This is a genomic window from Petrotoga sp. Shatin.DS.tank11.9.2.9.3 (assembly GCF_003665005.1).
GTDB lineage: Bacteria > Thermotogota > Thermotogae > Petrotogales > Petrotogaceae > Petrotoga > Petrotoga mobilis.
Map to the genome: position 1 here is coordinate 175,583 of NZ_JGVT01000005.1, position 19,054 is coordinate 194,636.

Here is a 19,054-nt window from a genome sequence, read left to right on the forward strand (position 1 = left end):
TTGGCAAATGTTTCTTCCTTTCAAAGAAAGATTGCTAAGATAAAAATAGGTATAGCTTCTCCTCAAAGTATATTGGAAGCATCAAATGGTGAAGTTAAAAAACCAGAAACTTTAAATCACAGAACAGGTAAACCTGAAAAAGATGGTTTATTCTGCGAAAAGATATTTGGTCCCGTAAAAGATTACGAATGTGCTTGTGGCAAGTATAAAGGGAAAAAGTATGAAGGAACAGTATGTGAAAGATGTGGTGTAAAGGTTGAATCCAAAGAAGCTAGGAGAAGAAAGATAGGTCATATAGAATTGGCAACACCTATTTCTCATATTTGGTATTTAAAGTCTTCTCCATCTATTCTTTCCATCATTCTAAACATTGGTGTGAAAGATTTAGAAAATATCATTTACTACGGTTCAAAAAGAGTTATTGAAAGAGCTTATTTAACGCTTCCTGGTCCTGAAAATGAAAATTTGGGATATTTACCTGGAGAAATATTGTATCAAAGAGAGTATGAAATATACGATGAATATTTAGATTTAAGGGTAGAACCTGCTGTAAAAATAGTTTCAGTTAAGGGTATGCCCGTAGCCGATATAGATGGAAAGGTAGAAATAAAATCAGAACTAACACATACGGAAAGAGAATTGAATTGGATAATAATAAGAGATGATACCGGCGTTGAAAGAAAGTATCCCGTTTTTGAAGGTTCATCAATAATGGTAGAGAATGGACAAGAGGTTGAAAAAGGAACACCTTTAGCAGATAGATTTTTGTTTGAAGAAGATTATCTAACCCAGAAGGAGTACTCCTTATTCTTAGAATACTATCCAGGTTCCATAGAAGTTGAAAGAGATATTGAGCGGGATACACCGATTGTAGTTATCACAGACATAGATAAGAGATTTGCAAAGAGAATAGATAAAAAAATAGGAGATATTTTACTAGAAGATGAAGCAAGAGCCTATGAAGAAGTAATGAAGGTACTAAACTCAAAGATTAAGGAAGAAAGAGAAAACGTAATTGACAAAGAATTAGTATCGGAAATCGAATTTCCCGAAAAGAAATTTGAAAAGGGAACAAAGATCACTCAAGAAGTGTTAAATGAACTTCAAGAATTTGGTGTAAAAGATTTAGTTGCAAAGGAAGAAGATGGAACTGAAAAGATATTTCAAATAAATAGATATGAAAAATTTGAGTATGGTTACGGTGCTGAAGCTATTCAAAAATTATTAACGAAGATCGATCTTGAAGTATTAAAAGCTCGATTAGAATCCGAATTAGAAAAATTGGATAGAAAAAGTCAGAAGAGTGTAAAAATATTAAGAAGACTGAAACTAGTTAAGGATTTTATCAAATCTGGCAATCAACCTGAATGGCTAATTACAAATATTATACCCGTTATACCACCCGATTTGAGACCTTTAATACAAATTGATGGAGGAAGGTTTGCTGCTACTGATTTAAACGACTTATATAGAAAAGTAATAAATAGAAACAACCGTTTAAGAAAGTTATTAGAAATGGAAGCACCGGAAATTATCGTAAGAAACGAAAAAAGAATACTTCAACAAGCTGTGGATTCACTTTTCTACAATGGACGTGTTGGTAAACCAATGACTGACAGAAATAGAAGGCCATTAAGATCACTCACAGATTTGTTGAAAGGTAAAAAAGGTAGATTTAGAAGGAACCTTTTAGGTAAAAGGGTTGATTACTCCGGTAGAGCTGTAATCGCTGTTGGACCTGATCTTAAGATTCATGAATGTGGATTACCAAAAAAGATGGCTTTAGAACTATTTAAACCTTTCGTTCTTGCAGAGCTGTTAAGAGATTCAAACGTGGCAAGTAAAAGTGCCAGAAAATTCAAAAAAACTATAATAGAAAAGGAAATGCCTGAGGCTTGGGAAGTTTTGGAAGAGGTTATAAAAGGGCATCCTGTTCTCCTAAACAGGGCACCTACCCTACATAGGGTATCTATTCAAGCTTTTATTCCAAAACTAATAGAAGGAAACGCCATAAGGTTACATCCTTTGGTTTGTCCACCGTTTAATGCTGATTTTGACGGTGATCAAATGGCTATACATATTCCCCTTTCCAATATAGCCCAAGCAGAGTCAAAATTTTTAATGTTATCAAGATATAATATTATCTCGCCTGCGAACGGCAAACCATTGTCGATGCCAGGAAAAGATATAATTGCTGGTGCGTATTATTTAACCATGCATGAAGATGAGAAGTTCAAAAATCTAAAGGTGCCTACCAAAGTTTCTGAATTGGGAAAGAATGGGTATGTAAAACACATATTCTCCGAAGATTTGGAAGCTACATATGCTTATGAATACCTAAAAATAGTGGATTCAGATATATATCTTCAAGATGGAAAATTGATATGGAAAAAATCTGATTTACCCCTTCATGAACCAGTTGCGTTTAGATATAAAGATGGTAGTATTCTTAAAACGACTATCGGAAAAATAATTTTTAACGAAGAAGTACCTGAGGATTTAAGAGACTATACACAAAAAATGGATAAAAAGAATCTAAAAGAGCTGATATTTAACACTTTTGAAAAACATGGAATAGATAGAACCGCGGATCTTTTAGATAGTATTAAAGATTTTGGTTTCCATTATGCAACATTATCCGGATTAACTATTTCTATACGTGATGTATTAGTTTCTCCAAAAAGGGAGGAATTAATAGAAGAATCTAAAGGAGAAGTTCTCAGAATCGAATCGCTTTATGAAGAAGGTTATTTGACGGATAATGAAAGATACAAAGAAATAATTAAGATTTGGGAAAGCGCCACTGCCAAAGTTACAGAAGAAACAGCGAAAACGTATAGAAAATACACTTTCAATCCAATTTGGATGATGATCGAATCTGGTGCAAGGGGTAACATAGATCAATTGAAACAATTAGCAGGTATGAGAGGATTGATGGCTGATCCATCTGGAAAAATAATTGAAGTTCCTATCACTTCAAACTTTAAAAATGGGTTATCAGAATTAGAATTTTTTACCTCAACACACGGTTCAAGAAAGGGATCAGCTGATACAGCTTTAAGAACATCGACAGCGGGTTACTTAACTAGAAGACTCGTAGATGTTGCTCAAAGCATAACTATCACAGAAGAAGATTGTGGAACAGATAAAGGTATTGAAGCAAGAGAGCTTTGGGCTGACGATTCAAAAATTGAAAATCTTTCAGACTTCTTATTTGGTAGAGTTTTAGCTAAAGATGTTTTGGATCCTGAAACAAAGGAAGTAATTTATAACCCCCAAGCAGATAAAAAATATGAAAAAGGAATAATCTTAAAAGAGAAAGACGCCCAATTCTTGGCAAATTATGTAAAAGAAATTTCTGTATCGAAGGAAAAAACTATAAAAATTGAAGATATGCCAAAAGATTCCTACTTAGAATCATTAGAAGACGTACAAGTAGAAGGTAAGGTATTAATCAAAAAAGGTGAAGAAATCACAGAAGAAGCCATAGAAGAAGCATTCTTGCACGGTATACAAAAATTGGATGTTAAAGAATATACTGCAGTAGACTACGTTTACTCTGGAGAAGATCTTAAAGTTGAAATTGATGGAAAAACAGTTACTTTGCTTAAATACCAAGAAAGAATAGACTTAAAGGTTTCTAAAGTTCTCGAAAAACATGGCATAAAAACGGTTACTGTTAGGCCATCTATTTTCATAAGATCGCCTCTTACATGCGAGTCTGAAAATGGTCTTTGTGCAAAGTGTTATGGAATGGATCTTTCGAATTACAAATTAGTCAATAGAGGAGAAGCTGTAGGAATAATTGCTGCACAATCCATAGGTGAACCAGGTACGCAGTTAACTATGAGAACATTCCATACTGGTGGTATAGCCACTACTTCGGATATAACCCAAGGGTTACCGAGAGCTGAAGAATTGTTTGAAGCAAGAAAAAAGACAAAAGGACCTGAAGGTGAATTTTCGAAGACAAAAGGCATAGTAAGAGCTATTGAAAGAGATACTGAAAACAAGAGAGGAAGAAGATTAAAGATAATAATCGAAAATTCAGATGGAGAATTGGAAAGTTATGAAGCTGACTATAGGACGAAAGCAGTTGTAGAAGAAGGAGATAAAGTACTAGCGGGTCAAAGGTTAACAACCGGGAATATAAAACCCAGAAATATACTCAAAGAATTGGGAGTAGGACCTTTGGCAAATTATTTGCTAAGTGAAATAAAGAAAATATATGCTGAACAAGGTGTTGACATACATGATAAACACTTTGAAATAATAATTAGACAGATGATCAACAAAGTGGAGATTATAGACGGTGGAGATACCGACTTCATGCCGGGAGATTTAGTAAGTTATGGTAAGGTGCAGAAAATCAACGAGGAAATATTGGAAGAAAACTCCTATATAACAGAAAACAGAGAATTAGTTGTTGGTAAAAAGTTGGCAAAGAGGGTTATAATTCCTGCCGAGGATGAAGAAGAGGAAGAAGATAAGATCTTTGAACTAGGAACAGAGATAACTGAAGAAATTTTAAACCAAATTATCGAAACAAACATTAAAGAGATTGAAGTATATGAAGAATATAAAGAGATTACAACTGAAGATGGTAAAACTCATCTAGTAGGCACATCCAAAAAATATCTTATAAATCCAAAAGATACGATAAAATATGAACGTAGGTTGTTAAGAATCACAAAGGCTTCTTTAGAAAGGGAAGGATGGCTTTCAGCTGCATCATTCCAGCAAACTGTACAAATACTAACAGAGGCAGCTATAGAAGGTAAAGTAGATAGGTTGAAAGGATTAAAAGAAAACGTGATAGTAGGACAACCTATCCCAGCAGGAACAGGTTTGAAGTTGTACGCGGATCAAAATTACGAAGTTGTTCAACCTGAAAAAGAAGCTGAAGCTGCACAAGAAAAATCTGTTGGGTAAAAAAATAAAAATAGTCAAAATAAAATAACCGGTACTGTTTTAAAACAGTACCGGTTATTGATTTATCTATTGGTTAGAAAAAGCGTTTTGTATGTACAATCCTTGTGCGTTCAATTGTTGAATGGCTTGTTCCATAGCTGAGAACTGTGCATAATATTGTGCTTCTTTTCTGTGAAGCCTGTCTAATAGGTTGGTCATTTCATTTGCTAGTCGTCTCATCTCGTTACCTATGGTGCCGTTCGTTCCGGCAATTTGATCTATATAGCCATTGAACTTAGTTACCTCATACAAATAATTCTGAACAGATTGAGCGTAACCATATTCTTTATTAGTTGTATCGTTTGTTGCAAACAACTTCCAAACATCTTCAGCATTAGTATTCAAAGCCTCTCTAAGTTTATCTTCATCAACGCTCAATAGTCCTTTCATTGTATTCTCATAACCAGCCCCTAAATCTCCTGAGGTTATGCCAATATCAAAAAGCGCATTATATTGAGAACCAGATTGTTCTATATCTACAGGTGAGTAAACCATATTTCTTAAATTATAAAATATTTTCTCTAAGTTATTATCCCCTTTTAGCATCCCTTTCATATAATCTTCTTCTGTCATCTCTTCAGTAGGCTTATCGGTAACTCGGTCTTCATGTAATAAATCATAAACATAATTAATCGTTTCGTTGTACTTATCGACAAATTCCTTTATCTTTTCAACACTCTTGTCTATATCTTGTTCAATAGAAATTTTCACATAACTACTAGAGGTTGATTTTAAATCGATCGTTGTACCGAAAACGTTCAAAGTGTTTTCTGTTAGGCCGTCATAAGTGGTGATAGTCATGCTCCCATCAAAAGACAATTCAACCTGTCCCAAACTCCCTAAGGTCCTAACAGTATTATCGCTGTCTGCTGCAGGTGTTCCATTTAAATTAAGTTTTGTAATTAAGGTTTCACCGTTAGAGCCCGAAGTGGCAGATAAGTTAATATCAACATTTCCATTTTCTTTGTTGAGAATAAAAAATTTACCGTTTGCATCATCAAATTTTGCTTCTACTCCCAAGGTTGAAGCGTTTATTTTGTCTATAAGGTTTTGAATAGTTTCACTGTCTGAAACGGTTATAGTATCAGAATCACTTCCTTTTGTTATGGTAAAAGTTGAATCCCCTGTTGTACCTATAACCTCTCCTACAGTTGAACTTTTTTTAATCGTTGAGTCTATGTTTTCCCCTAAAAGAACGGTAGGTGAAGCCAATGAATTAACTTTCAGATAAAAAGTTGAATTATCAGCATCTGCAGGAGCAGTAGCGGTTAATACGCTCTCGTCAGAAGATATGGCGCTTTTTGGAATCAAAGTACTCTTCAATTTGAAAGTGATCAGATAATCATAAAAATCCTCCAGCTTGTTGTCAACTTGCATCCAAAGATTTTGTTTGTAGGTAAGGGTATTAAATTTTTCTTGAGCTCTATTTAAAGGTTGTTGTTCTACTTCCATTAATTTTTGGACCATTGCTTGTGTATCCATTCCTGAAACGGCACCAGTTAATTGAAAAGTACCAACATAAGGGTTACTATCCATGGTCTTCACTTCCTTTGTATTATTTCTCACCTATTCATTATCGACTTATCTTAAGAAAACTTTAACGATTAACCCAGTCATACTATTGATTCATTTTATTAATTCTTTATGGAAGTTTGTGTATCCTAAAGGAAATACCATAAAAATTATGAAAAGAATAACTTCTTTATATAATTTTAAAGCCCCTTAACAGCAAATCTATGCTATAATAATTAAGAACAGAAAAAAACATATAATAAACGGAGGTAAAAGATGACCGTTCTAAGTGGAATGAGAGCTACTGGTAAATTACACATAGGAAACTTTGTTACCTTAGAAAATTGGGTAGAGATTCAAAATAAATCAGACAAAAATTTTTTCTTCGTCGCTGATTGGCATGCCTTGACCTCTCATTATGATACACCCGAGATAATACAACCTTCTACTTTTGACATAATAAGGCATTATGTGGCGGTAGGGTTGGATCCTAAAAAAAGTGTTTTATTTGTTCAATCCGCCATAAAAGAACACGCGGAACTTTATTTAATTTTTAGTATGATAGCATCTGTTTCACGATTAGAAAGAATACCAACCTATAAAGAACAAATAAGCAACATATCAACTAGAGATTTAACTAACTTAGGCTTTTTAGGATACCCTGTTTTACAAGCTGCTGATATTTTAATATATAAAGGAGATAGTGTGCCGGTTGGGGAAGATCAAATATACCATTTGGAATTCACTCGAGAAATCGCAAGAAAGTTTAATATGAAGTACAAAGAAATATTTCCTGAACCACAACCGATCATTTCCAAAGTGCCAAAACTACCAGGCACAGATGGAAGGAAAATGTCTAAAAGCTATGGTAACGTTATAAACATAGAAACTAATGAGAAAGAATTGAAAGAGAAAATTCTACCCATGATGACCGATCCGGCTAGGATAAGAAGAACAGATCCTGGAAATCCTGAAAAATGCCCAGTATGGGATTACCATAAGGCATTCACCAAATCCCAAGAAGAAAAAGATTGGGTATGGAATGGTTGCACCACAGCCGGGATCGGGTGTGTTGACTGTAAAAAGTTGTTGATCAAAAACATGAAAGAAAGACTTGAACCAGTTTGGGATAAATTATCTTCTACTTCTGAAGAAGATGCAATAGAAATAGCCCAAGATGGGAACGAAAAGGCAAGAAAGGTTGCCAAACAAACTATGCAAGAGGTTAGAGAGGCTTTACATTTAAGGTGGTAAGGAGGAACTCATAATTAACTTTAACTATGTTGATATAAAATTAGACATATTTTCTGGACCTTTTTTTAAACTCGTTGAATTAATTAAAGAAAAAAAGATTCCTGTTAGGAAAATCTCTGTGAGTTACATCTCAGATATATTCGTTGATTACGTCAACGATAACTTCAATGATTTAAACTCCATAGGAGAATTTTTAGAATTAGCGTCTTATTTGACATTTTTGAAGTCCAAAGAATTACTTCCCAATTCTAATAACGACAAAGAATTTAGAAAACATAGAGAGGTCATATACGAAACCATTGAAAATTACGATGTTATCAAAAAAGCTCAAGAGGTTATTAAAAAAGATTTTGGTGAAGATAAGAAAAAACCTGTTGGAGTTAAGAATAAGGTATCAATAGAAAAAGAGATCGTTGAAAATCAGCTGATAAAGTTCTTCGATGATTACATCACAAAGCAAAAAAAGCTCGAGATTATCAGGGAAAGTTATCGTATAGAAGATGCAATAGGAATGCTCGAAAAAAAAGACGAGTTTAATATTCTAGATCTTTTCGAATATGCCCAACATAAAAAGATGAATTTTTTGGTAATGTTTTTAGCTTCCCTAATTTTGGTAAATCGTGGTTTTTTCAAATATGAAAAAGGTCTCTTCATTAAACTCAGCTCGCAAAATCTCGGAAGTGATTTGAATGGCTAAAGAGAAAATAGATGTAGAAATTCGAATGATAGAAGCATTAATATTCTCAAAGCCCAGCGGTATATCTTTCAAAGAGATCTCCAAACGTTTAAAGATAAAAGAAGAAGAATTGAAGCATTACTTAGAAGAAATAGAACTGCATTATATTGGTGACCAACATGGTGTCGAATTGATAAGAAATGGCAACAAATACCGATTTGAAATAAAGCCAGAAATAAAATCTATGATCTTTCCAAATCCTCGAAAATTTGAGTTAACACAAACTCAATTCGAAGTATTAGCGATACTATTTATGAATGGAGATAGCAGGGTTGTTGAAATGGAAAAAATCAGAGGTAAAAATAGTTACTATCAACTAAAGAAATTAATGGAATACGATCTAGTTAAAAAAAGTAAAAAGAAAAACCATACATACTACCATCTTACCGAAAAATTTTACGAATTCTTACCAGATAAAACGTTGAAAAAGTTGGAGGAAATGAAAAAGAATGAAGCTACAAAAGGCTCTTCAAATAATATCTCTGAGTAGAAGACATTCCTCAGAGTACATATTAACTAAAGGCGTGAAAGTCAACGGTAAATTGGTTAAAGAACCGTGGTATGAATTACAAGAAAATGATTTCATAGAATTTAACAATAAAAAATATTATCTTTCCGAGCTACAAAAGAAAGCTGAAAGCAAAGTTTATTACCTTTTGAACAAACCCAAAGGAGTCTTGTGTACTTTCAAAGACCAATACGGCAGAAAGACAATAAATGATTTGCTGAAAGGAAAGATTGAAGAAAGAGTTTTTTACGTAGGTAGGCTTGACTATGATTCAAGCGGCATTTTGCTTCTGACAAACGATGGTGAGTTAGCCAATTATCTGTTAAGACCTGAAAATAAAGTCACAAAAGTTTATGAAGTATTGGTAAAAGGTACGCCTTCAAAAAAAGAATTGCAGACGTTGGAAGAAGGTATCACACTTGAAACCGGATATAAAACCATGAAATCCAAGGTGAAAATTTTGAAAAAAGAAAAAGATCTATCCCTTTTGCAAATCAGTTTAAACGAAGGTAAAAAAAGGCAGATAAAACTCATGATAAAGGCTTTAGGTTATCAAGTTATAGAATTGAAAAGAATCAAATTTGGACCATGGAGTATAGAAGAAGTCCCTAAGCCTGGAGATATAAAATCCTTAGGAGATGTGGAAGAGGTAAGAAATAGACTTTTATCGAACTTTTCATAGGCAAATAAGTGGGGGGAATAAAACAATGAGGACGCAAACGCGTCCTCATTGGATGGGCCGAAATATCAATCATGATGTTTCGGGGGGATGGGTATTTTTATTATAGCTAATTATTATTAAGGCTCGTATTCGAAAAAATTAAATTATTTTGCATTTTCTTTTTATTTGGAAAGAAAGTATTATCAAATTAATTTAGGAAGTTAAAAAAAATAATCTAATTTTAGATAAATATGGTATAATCTGATGTTTTAAATAAATTAGAGATTTTTAGGTTTTCAAAAAAACACAGGTACTTTCTGGTTAGTTGTAAGATGAAAGACTGCTAAAACAGGTTTTAAAGTTTCTAAAGGTAGCGAAAAAAAATAAATTTGGGGGTGAGAAAAATGAAAAGGTTTTATTATGTATTTTTGTTGTTAGTTGTAAGTATATTTTTGTTTACGTCCTGTGCACTTGAAGAGATTGAGTTAAAAATGGATCCAACTATTCAAGCACCTATTGCAACAGAAAGTATTACAATGTCCGATTTAGTGGATACTGAAGATATTGTAAGTAGTTTAAGTGAAAGTTTTGGTTCCGATGCCACCGTCACACAAAAGTCTGATAATCCCTTGACTTATGGGGTAGATTTGAAAATATTCGACGGACAAGAAATTTTGGTTAAAATAGCACCGTTTGATTTTAGTTCGGTTCCTGCGGACGAATATACTCTTCTAACTTCTCCTGAACCGTTAGCCTCTTTTTCAGGAATTGATTTGGGGATCTTGGAGGATATTAAATTAGACTCTCTTCCAGCCACTCTTGTAGTAACAAATGCAACAGGGGTAACGGTTGACGCCACATTGACTTCAGGAGGTAGCCCTAAAAAATTAACATCAGGAGTTAAAACTGATTTGGCAGATCTTTTTAATGTTGAAAATGATTTGATTTTGGAATCTATGTCAATAACTTTTGCTAGTGAATCTACAGCGTATGCAACGACAACAATAGCACTCTTGGTGGATTTTCCTTTTGAATTCACAATAACCGACGATGTAGAGCTGTATACAAATGAAGATGAAGTACCCCAAGAGGATATCTTTGGCAGATCTGGTGAAGATTCTGATGTTTTGAGCGATATACTCGATGATATGGAATCATTAATACTTCACATGGATTACGACAACACGACTGGTTTGCCCTTAAAGATGGAAGTTCAAGGGTGGGATGTTGAAAATAATCAAGCTACTGCCTCAGAACCTGAAACGAAGGTAATAACGGTCGGTGAAGATAAAACTGTTGAATTTAATTTAACAGGCCTTATCGAAGATATGAAAGATACGGTTCCTTTCAATTTGGTGTTCACAGTAATATTACCACAATCAGAGACAGGAACTTTGAATATGGATGGTAGGTTAGATCTTAGCCTCTGGTTGGATCTTGGTACAGACATAACAATACCGATTCCTATAAGGGCACAATAAAGGAGGGGATGACTATGAAAAAATTGTTTATAATATTGCTAATAGTTTCTTCGATTTCTTTGATCATTTTTTCAGAAGGATTGAGATCTTTTGATAGTAGTTTGAATCCGCTTTTGTTAGAATCAATAGGTAAAAGAAATTATTTTGAAATTGAGCTCTCTCCAGATATAATGGTCTATCAAAACGCTTACAAAGTAGCAGACCTTTTACCCATATTGACCGCTACAAAGTTTACCGTTGATTTCGACGATATATATGCCTCCTTAGGAGCGGATGATTTATTCTTTATAACCAATGATAATGTTGAAGGACACTTAGTAGTAAATATCTTTGATTTGGGTGTTGGGGTTGTACTCAATGGTGATTTAAAAAGCGATTTGACGGTACCAAACGATTTGATAGATCTTATCGCCAATGGTAATGAAATAAATACACCTGACGAAGGTACGATGTTGTTAAATTTGGATACATCTTTTAAAGCAGGGGCGTACGCTTCTTATAATTTCGATGGTATGTCGGTTGGGTTGGTTTACAACTTATTTTTGCCCATAGTCTATACCGAGGAATCAGATATTGGATACGAGTTTTCTACAGATACAGAGGAAGGAACAATAACGGCCCAGTTGAACATGAACGTTGATTTGTTCTCTCCTTTTAACAGTGATGAGCTTGACAGTATAACGTTTAACACCATAACAGATAAATTTTTAACCGATGCAGGACATTCCATAGATGCAGGTGTAACCTTTGGAGAGATTAAAAATCCTGTTGTGGGGATCGCTGTAAAAAACATAACGGTTATACCGGCAAAGGTTTCTTACAAGATCTCTTATCAAGAAACGATTAGTCTTTTTGGTGAAGATTCCAGTAGTTCATCACCTATTGAGGTTGAATCTGTAAATGAAACATATGCTTATCCAATGAGTGTTACTGGATTTTTTAGGATACCGGTAGTTTTACTTGATGTCATTCCATATGGTGAGTTCTATGTGGATACTCAAGAGATCGACTGGGGTGTACAAGCTAAAACTTCTCTTTTCAATTTTATCCCGTTGACAGTTGGTATTGAAAATTATCATGATTATTGGAGTACATTCTTAGGTTTTGGAATAGATAGCAGAATTATTGAAAGTAGAACGGAGTTATCCCTTACTGCAAAGGATCTTGAAAAAATTTTTGATTTGAACGGGTTTACATTCAAATCAAGTTTTGCCATAGGGTTTTAAAAACAAAGGTTTAGACAATCATAAAAAAGGGCGCTTGGCGCCCTTTTTTTTGAAAGTATTTTGCTGAATGTAGTATAATAGAAAAGAATCAATAAAGTTGAATTTTGTAATGAATTAAGCAAAAGGACTATAAATATAAATCTTTCAGGTTGTTAAAGGTATTAAATATCTAGTAGCTGTGAGGAGCAATATGAGTAGGCATATCTATAGGCTAAGGGGAATGAATTTGGATAAACTTATAGAACTTGCACAAATAGGAGACAACCAAGCCCTAGGCATAATTCTTGAAAAGTTTGAACCTATGGTGAAATCGATTGTTGGAAAATATTATGGAACATGGCTGGAATTCGAAGACTTTTTACAAATAGGTTTGGTGGGTTTAATTCAAGCAGTATATAATTTCAGAAAAGATGCAAACGCTAAATTTTCAAGCTTTGCCTATATGAATATCTCTTCGGAGATCAAGTCTTTTGTCACCTACTTGAACAGAAATAAACATAAAGTTTTGACAGAAGCTGTAAGTATGGAAAACACAGACGACGAATTTACAGAAAACGCCGATTATTATATAGAAAGCGTTGATACTGAAAAGAAGGATTTTCTCAAGGAATATTTTTTATCAAAGAGTCTTGAACAACTCGAATGCAACGAAAGGGAAATTGTTGAATTATGGATAGATGGATACTCATATCAAGAAATCGGGGATAAAATGGAAATAAATACAAAAAAAGTCGATAACACCATCCAGAAGATAAAAAAAATTTTCGCAAGAAATATAGAAGAATACAATAATATAGCGGAGATTTTCGGAGGTAAATATGAAATTTAAGATAACTATCTTTGTGGTAAGTTTAGTAGCGATAGTTTTATCCATTGTCACAGAGATTAGGGTAATAGAACTTAGAAAGGATCTGCAAAGTCAATTCAATAGATTGAATTCAACAGTCAATGAAAAATTGGAGGCTCAGGAAAAAGAGATCAATGATCTCAATAGATATTTCGAACCAGATGGTGTAGTTGAAAAATTTATAGTTTCAAACAACTTTTTAGAAAAAAATCTAAACGATCTGGATAAAATTATCACTAATTTAGATGAACCATCAGATGCCGGTTACATTCAGATATATATTATAGGTTCTTCCGATGTGTGGGTGGCGTTTAGAAACCCAGAAGGTAGATACATCTTTCAAGGAAATTTAAAGCCAGGATTGAATCCCTACAAATTTTACTTTTTTAAAGAGCCTTCCATCGAAACTCAATATACCTACACACTTCCTTTTAACGCTTCATTTAGGAGCGGAGTACCTGAAAATACCTTTTTTCTAATAAAAGAACCTGGTCAATACAGACTTATCAAACATCCCGACAAAGATATTTCAAACATAATGGAAGATTTAAATCTCTATATTCCAACGGTTACAGGAAAATAGTCAATTGTGGTATAATTAACAAAAGAGAAATCATAGATAGCATTGGAGGAATGACTATAGATGGAAAAAACTTACAACCCACAAGAGATAGAAAGAAAATGGCAAAAAAACTGGCAAGAAAAAGATGCTTTTAAAGTGTCGAATGATGAGTACCAAAAAAAATATTATGATTTGGTAATGTTTCCTTACCCTTCCGGGACCCTCCATGTTGGCCATGTAAAAAACTATGTTATTGGTGACGTTATAGCTCGATACAAAAGGATGAGAGGGTACAGTGTCATGCATCCCTTTGGATTTGATGCGTTTGGGCTACCCGCTGAAAATGCTGCTATAGAAAAGGGGAACATTCATCCAGAAGATTGGACTATGCAAAACATCAATATCATCAGAAATCAAATTAAAAAGTTAGGCATCAGCTATAATTGGGAAAGAGAAGTTATAACATGTAAAGAAGATTACTACAAATGGACACAATGGATTTTTTTACAATTGTATAAAAATGGATTGGCCTACAAGAAAAAAGCACCTGTTAATTGGTGTCCAAACTGTAAAACGGTTCTCGCTAATGAACAAGTTGTGAACGGAAGATGTGAAAGATGCGGAACGGTTGTGGAAATTAAACAGTTAGAACAATGGTATTTCAAAATAACTGACTACGCTGAGAAGCTGCTAAATGATTTGGAAAAATTGAATGGCTGGCCTGAGAATGTCAAAACAATGCAGAAAAATTGGATAGGTAAAAGTGTGGGAGCAGAAGTAGAATTTAAGCTGGATAATGGTAAAGGAAGCTTGAGAGTTTTTACTACCAGACCTGACACCTTGTGGGGAGTTACCTTTATGGCATTGGCTCCCGAATCCCCTCTTGTAGAGGAATTAACAACTCCAGAATATAGTGAGAAAGTAAATCAATTTTTGCAAAAAGTAAGTTTGCAAGATAGGTTTAAAAGAACCGCTGAGGGAGCTGAAAAGGAGGGTGTTTTCACCGGAAGTTACGCAATAAATCCTGTGAATGGAGAAAAGATTCCTGTTTACGTTGCGAATTATATCTTGTATGAATACGGTACTGGAGCAATTATGGCTGTTCCTGCACATGATCAAAGGGACTTTGAATTTGCGAAAAAATATGATCTTCCCATAAGAATTGTTATTATGCCTGAAGATGATGAGTTGACTGAAGAAATTCTAGAAAAAGCCTACGTTGGTGAAGGTGTTTTGGTCAATTCTGAAGAATTTACGGGATTAAATAACCAAACAGCTATTAAGAAAATCTCTCAATGGTTAGAAGACAAAAAGGTCGGAAAAGTTGTCACCCAGTACAAATTGAGAGATTGGCTCATATCAAGACAAAGGTATTGGGGAGCTCCTATTCCCATTGTATATTGTGAAAAATGTGGGGTAGTTCCTGTGCCTGAAAATGATTTGCCCGTAAAACTTCCTAGGGATGTTGAATTTGAGCCAACCGGCAAAAGTCCTTTGATCGATCATCCCGATTTTAAAGAAACAACATGTCCAAAATGTGGTGGGAAAGCTAAAAGAGAAGTTGATACTATGGATACCTTTGTGGATAGCTCATGGTACTATATAAGATATGTGAATCCAAAACTGGAAGATAAACCTTTCAATAAAGAGGATGTAGATAATTGGTTACCTGTAGATCAGTATATAGGTGGAGTCGAACATGCAATATTACACTTACTTTATTCAAGATTCATAACCAAAGTATTGAAAGATCTTGACTATATTAGCTTTGATGAGCCCTTCAAAAATCTTTTCACTCAGGGTATGATATACAGGAACGGGGCTAAGATGTCTAAATCAAAAGGTAACGTTGTGTCTCCTGAAGAAATGATAGAAAAATATGGCACTGATGCCTTGAGAACTTACATTCTTTTTATGGCTCCTCCCGAAAGGGATGCTGAATGGAATGATTCAGGCATAGAAGGGACATATAGATTCTTGAATAAGGTTTGGAATACGTACATGAAAATACAGGACAAGATAATTCATCTTGAAAATAAGCCAAATTATCCTTTGAAAAATAAATCTGAAAAGGATTTAAGAAGAAAGTTGCATCAAACTATTGAGAAAATAACGAGCGATATAGAAGGCAATTTTCAATTTAACACTGCTGTAAGTTCACTTATGGAACTTTTGAATGAATTAAACTCATATCTAAATAACACGGACGATAAAGATTGGAACCTCAACTTACTAAAAGAATTTTCTGAAGATTTTGTATTGATGTTATCTCCTATTGCGCCCCACATAAGCGAAGAATTATGGAAGAATTTTGGAAAAGATGATTTTATATTTAAAGCAAGTTGGCCAAAGATCGATAAAGATGCTTTAAAAGCAGAAGAAATTACTATAGCTGTACAAATAAACGGGAAGTTGAGAACTCAGATAACGGTTGGTGCCAATTTGAACGAAGAGGAAGTAAAAAGTTATGCTATAGAAGATGATAAAGTTCAAAAATATATCTCTGGTAAAAAGATTGAAAAGATTATTTACGTTCCTAAAAAGATTATAAACATAGTGGTCAAATAAGAAATAACAAATAGGAGGTGAAAAAAAGTTTTTCACCAGGTTGTAAATGAAATATCATTAACACGTTGGTGAGAACTTTCTCATGAATATGAAATCACCAAAAGTGCCTAAACCTACAATAAAAAGACTAGCCATGTACAATAGATTTTTAAGAGAGTTACGGGAGGATGGAATACCAAAGACCTCTTCTCATGAGATCGCTGAAGCTCTAAACATAAAAGCCTCTCAAGTTAGAAAAGATCTATCTTATTTTGGAGAGTTTGGGAAGAGGGGAGTAGGATACGATGTTGAAAATCTGTGTTTAAAGATTCAAAAGATTTTAGGGACGGAAAGAATTTGGAATGTTGCAATTATAGGGGTGGGAAATCTTGGTAAGGCTATCTCTCATTATCCTGAATTAGAAAAATACAAGTTTAAAATAGTTGCGGCGTACGATGTAGATAAAAGAAAAATCAATTCTGTTTTGTTACCCGGTATTCTCATAAAACATATTAAAGAGTTAAAAAATAAAAACAATGATCTTGATTTTGAAATAGCGATATTAACTGTTCCGTCAAATGTGGCTCAAGAGGTTGCAAATATATTGATAGAAGCCGGTGTGAAAGGAATATTGAATTTTGCTCCGGTAACTTTGAACTCCGACGATCGTGTTGTTATTGAGAATGTGGATTTTGTTATTTCTCTTAAAACATTAACGTATGAAATAGTCAGTAAATACGACTAAAATCCGATATTTGAAAGCCTAAGTGTTCTCAACTGAGTACAATTAAGTAGTAGGAAAACAATAAGGAGGGCGAAAATAGTTAAAAAATATACTGACGAATGTGTTTATATGTGGTAAAATATACCTATAAGAGGTGATGGTATCTGAACACATATAAACCGCATGAATTTGCAGAAATGATTGGTGTATCGGTAAAAACATTGCAAAGATGGGACAGAGAAGGGATACTTAAGGCATTTCGTAGTCCAACAAATAGACGTTATTATACTCACAAGCAATACATAGATTATATAGGTGAAAGTAATTCTAAACATGGGAAAACGATAATTTATGCAAGAGTTTCAACAAATTACTAGAAAGATGATTTAAAAAATCAAGTGGAATTTTTAAAACAATATGCTAACGCAAAAGGAATTATTGTTGATGAAATACTTGAGGATATTGGCTCTGGACTAAATTAGAATCGTAAAAAGTGGAATAAATTGATAAAAGATTGTATGTTAGGTTTAGTAAAAACAATATTAATTGCACACAAAGATAGATTTATTCGTTTTGGTTATGATTGGTTTGAAAGATTTTTAAAATCTAATGGTGTAGAAATTATTGTAGTAAACAATGAGAAACTATCACCACAGGAAGAATTAGTAGATGACTTAGTATCAATTATTCATGTTTTTTCGTGTAAAATCTATGGACTGAGAAAATATGAAAAACAAATAAAGGGTGATGATGAAGTTGCTAAAGAGTTACAAAACAGAGATAAATCCTACACCTGAACAAAAACAACAGATTAACAAAACGATAGGTACTTGTAGGTTTATATACAATTTCTACATTGCACATAACAAGGAGATTTATGAAAAAGAAAAACGATTTGTTTCGGGTATGGAGTTTTCAGTATGGTTAAATAACGAGTTTATACCGAACAATCAAGAATTCAATTGGATAAAAGATGTATCGAGTAAAGCTGTTAAACAATCAATTATGAATGGCGAAAGAGCTTTTAAAAAGTTTTTTAAAGGTAAATCGAAATTTCCTAGATTCAAAAAGAGAAAGAATAATGACGTTAAAGCCTACTTCCCTAGAAACAATAAAACTGATTGGACGATTGAAAGACATAGAGTAAAAATACCAACATTGGGATTTGTCAGAATAAAAGAAAAAGGCTACATCCCTACAAATGCTAAAGTTGGAAGTGGTTCAGTTTCTTTTGAAGCAGGTAGATATTATGTTAGCGTTCTTGTAGAAGAAGACAGCCTCACGGCAGTTGAAAAAGAAATAAAGCAAGACAATATATCATTCTCCGAAGGGATTGGTATCGATGTAGGTATAAGAGAATTTGTAGTAGCTAGTAACGGTATTAAGAAGAAAAATATAAATAAAAGCAAAGAAATTAAAAAACTCGAAAAAAAACTTAAGCGTGAGCAGAGACGGTTATCAAAAAAATACGAAAATAAAAAGAAAGGAGGTACTGCCACAAATTCTGCAAAAAATATAGACAAACAAGTATTAAAGGTCCAGAAACTTCATCAAAAACTTAAAAACAAACGTCATGACTATGTGAATAAAGTAGTTTGTGAACTGGTGAAAACCAAACCAGAATATTTCACTATCGAAGATTTGAATGTTAAAGGAATGATGAAGAATAGGCATTTATCAAAAGCAATTGCAAAACAGAATTTCCACTATTTCAAGATTAGACTCGAAAACAAATGTAAACATTTAGGAATTCAATTGAGGATAGTTTCAAGATTTTATCCATCAAGTAAAATATGTTCTCATTGTGGTAATATCAAGAAAGACCTAAGATTATCAGACAGAGTTTACATTTGCGAAGAATGTGGATCGAAAATAGATAGAGATTTGAACGCAGCAATTAATCTGAAGAATGCCAAAGAATATGCGATAGCTTGTTGAAATTGCTTTGCATATGTGTACCGATGGCCAGTCGGGAATTCACGCCTGTGGAGTGTCAAACAAACCGTAGTAGATATATATCGAGGC

At 33.7% G+C, this 19,054-nt stretch carries 13 protein-coding genes and 1 pseudogene; 13 read left to right on the forward strand and 1 reads right to left on the reverse strand.

Going from position 1 to position 19,054, the window contains the following annotated elements:
- Nucleotides 1-4,932, forward strand: coding sequence for a DNA-directed RNA polymerase subunit beta' (locus BZ25_RS05815; RefSeq protein WP_121514531.1), 4,932 nt, complete (start codon nucleotides 1-3; stop codon nucleotides 4,930-4,932).
- 66 nt (nucleotides 4,933-4,998) lie between these two features.
- On the opposite strand, the gene fliD is transcribed toward BZ25_RS05815, so the two are convergent.
- A complete protein-coding gene (gene fliD / locus BZ25_RS05820; RefSeq protein WP_121514530.1) occupies nucleotides 4,999-6,507 on the reverse strand; it encodes a flagellar filament capping protein FliD in 1,509 nt (502 codons plus the stop codon).
- A gap of 252 nt (nucleotides 6,508-6,759) precedes the next feature.
- On the opposite strand from fliD, the gene trpS reads away from it, so the two are divergent.
- The 12 genes and pseudogenes from trpS (at nucleotide 6,760) to BZ25_RS05880 (ending at nucleotide 18,967) form a co-directional block, all read left to right on the forward strand.
- A complete protein-coding gene (gene trpS / locus BZ25_RS05825) occupies nucleotides 6,760-7,737 on the forward strand; it encodes a tryptophan--tRNA ligase (protein ID WP_103065996.1) in 978 nt (325 codons plus the stop codon).
- An 82-nt stretch (nucleotides 7,738-7,819) separates the two neighbouring features.
- Nucleotides 7,820-8,434, forward strand: a complete 615-nt coding sequence (locus BZ25_RS05830) for a hypothetical protein (protein WP_255415882.1) — start codon at nucleotides 7,820-7,822, stop codon at nucleotides 8,432-8,434.
- Nucleotides 8,427-8,963: an SMC-Scp complex subunit ScpB gene (locus BZ25_RS05835; RefSeq protein ID WP_103065994.1), complete on the forward strand. Its 537-nt coding sequence runs from the start codon at nucleotides 8,427-8,429 to the stop codon at nucleotides 8,961-8,963. The genes BZ25_RS05830 and BZ25_RS05835 overlap by 8 nt, the downstream gene beginning before the upstream one ends.
- Nucleotides 8,923-9,663: a pseudouridine synthase gene (locus BZ25_RS05840; RefSeq protein ID WP_199676863.1), complete on the forward strand. Its 741-nt coding sequence runs from the start codon at nucleotides 8,923-8,925 to the stop codon at nucleotides 9,661-9,663. The genes BZ25_RS05835 and BZ25_RS05840 overlap by 41 nt, the downstream gene beginning before the upstream one ends.
- Nucleotides 9,664-10,046: 383 nt before the next feature.
- On the forward strand, nucleotides 10,047-11,123 hold the full coding sequence (locus BZ25_RS05845) for a hypothetical protein (RefSeq protein WP_121514528.1): 1,077 nt from the start codon (nucleotides 10,047-10,049) through the stop codon (nucleotides 11,121-11,123).
- A gap of 14 nt (nucleotides 11,124-11,137) precedes the next feature.
- On the forward strand, nucleotides 11,138-12,349 hold the full coding sequence (locus BZ25_RS05850) for a hypothetical protein (RefSeq protein WP_121514527.1): 1,212 nt from the start codon (nucleotides 11,138-11,140) through the stop codon (nucleotides 12,347-12,349).
- Between the two features lie 220 nt (nucleotides 12,350-12,569).
- Complete coding sequence (locus tag BZ25_RS05855) at nucleotides 12,570-13,178, forward strand: sigma-70 family RNA polymerase sigma factor (RefSeq protein ID WP_233186734.1); 609 nt, start codon at nucleotides 12,570-12,572, stop codon at nucleotides 13,176-13,178.
- Nucleotides 13,168-13,779 carry a hypothetical protein gene (locus tag BZ25_RS05860; RefSeq protein ID WP_121514526.1) on the forward strand — a complete coding sequence of 204 codons (612 nt, stop codon included), beginning with the start codon at nucleotides 13,168-13,170 and terminating at the stop codon, nucleotides 13,777-13,779. The genes BZ25_RS05855 and BZ25_RS05860 overlap by 11 nt, the downstream gene beginning before the upstream one ends.
- A 60-nt stretch (nucleotides 13,780-13,839) precedes the next feature.
- Nucleotides 13,840-16,326, forward strand: a complete 2,487-nt coding sequence (gene leuS / locus BZ25_RS05865) for a leucine--tRNA ligase (protein ID WP_121514525.1) — start codon at nucleotides 13,840-13,842, stop codon at nucleotides 16,324-16,326.
- Between the two features lie 82 nt (nucleotides 16,327-16,408).
- Nucleotides 16,409-17,050: a redox-sensing transcriptional repressor Rex gene (locus BZ25_RS05870; protein ID WP_233187720.1), complete on the forward strand. Its 642-nt coding sequence runs from the start codon at nucleotides 16,409-16,411 to the stop codon at nucleotides 17,048-17,050.
- A 143-nt stretch (nucleotides 17,051-17,193) separates the two neighbouring features.
- A pseudogene (locus BZ25_RS05875) lies at nucleotides 17,194-17,826 on the forward strand (IS607 family transposase).
- Complete coding sequence (locus BZ25_RS05880) at nucleotides 17,777-18,967, forward strand: RNA-guided endonuclease TnpB family protein (protein WP_121514524.1); 1,191 nt, start codon at nucleotides 17,777-17,779, stop codon at nucleotides 18,965-18,967. The pseudogene BZ25_RS05875 and the gene BZ25_RS05880 overlap by 50 nt, the downstream one beginning before the upstream one ends.
- The last annotated feature ends 87 nt before the right edge of the window (nucleotides 18,968-19,054 follow it).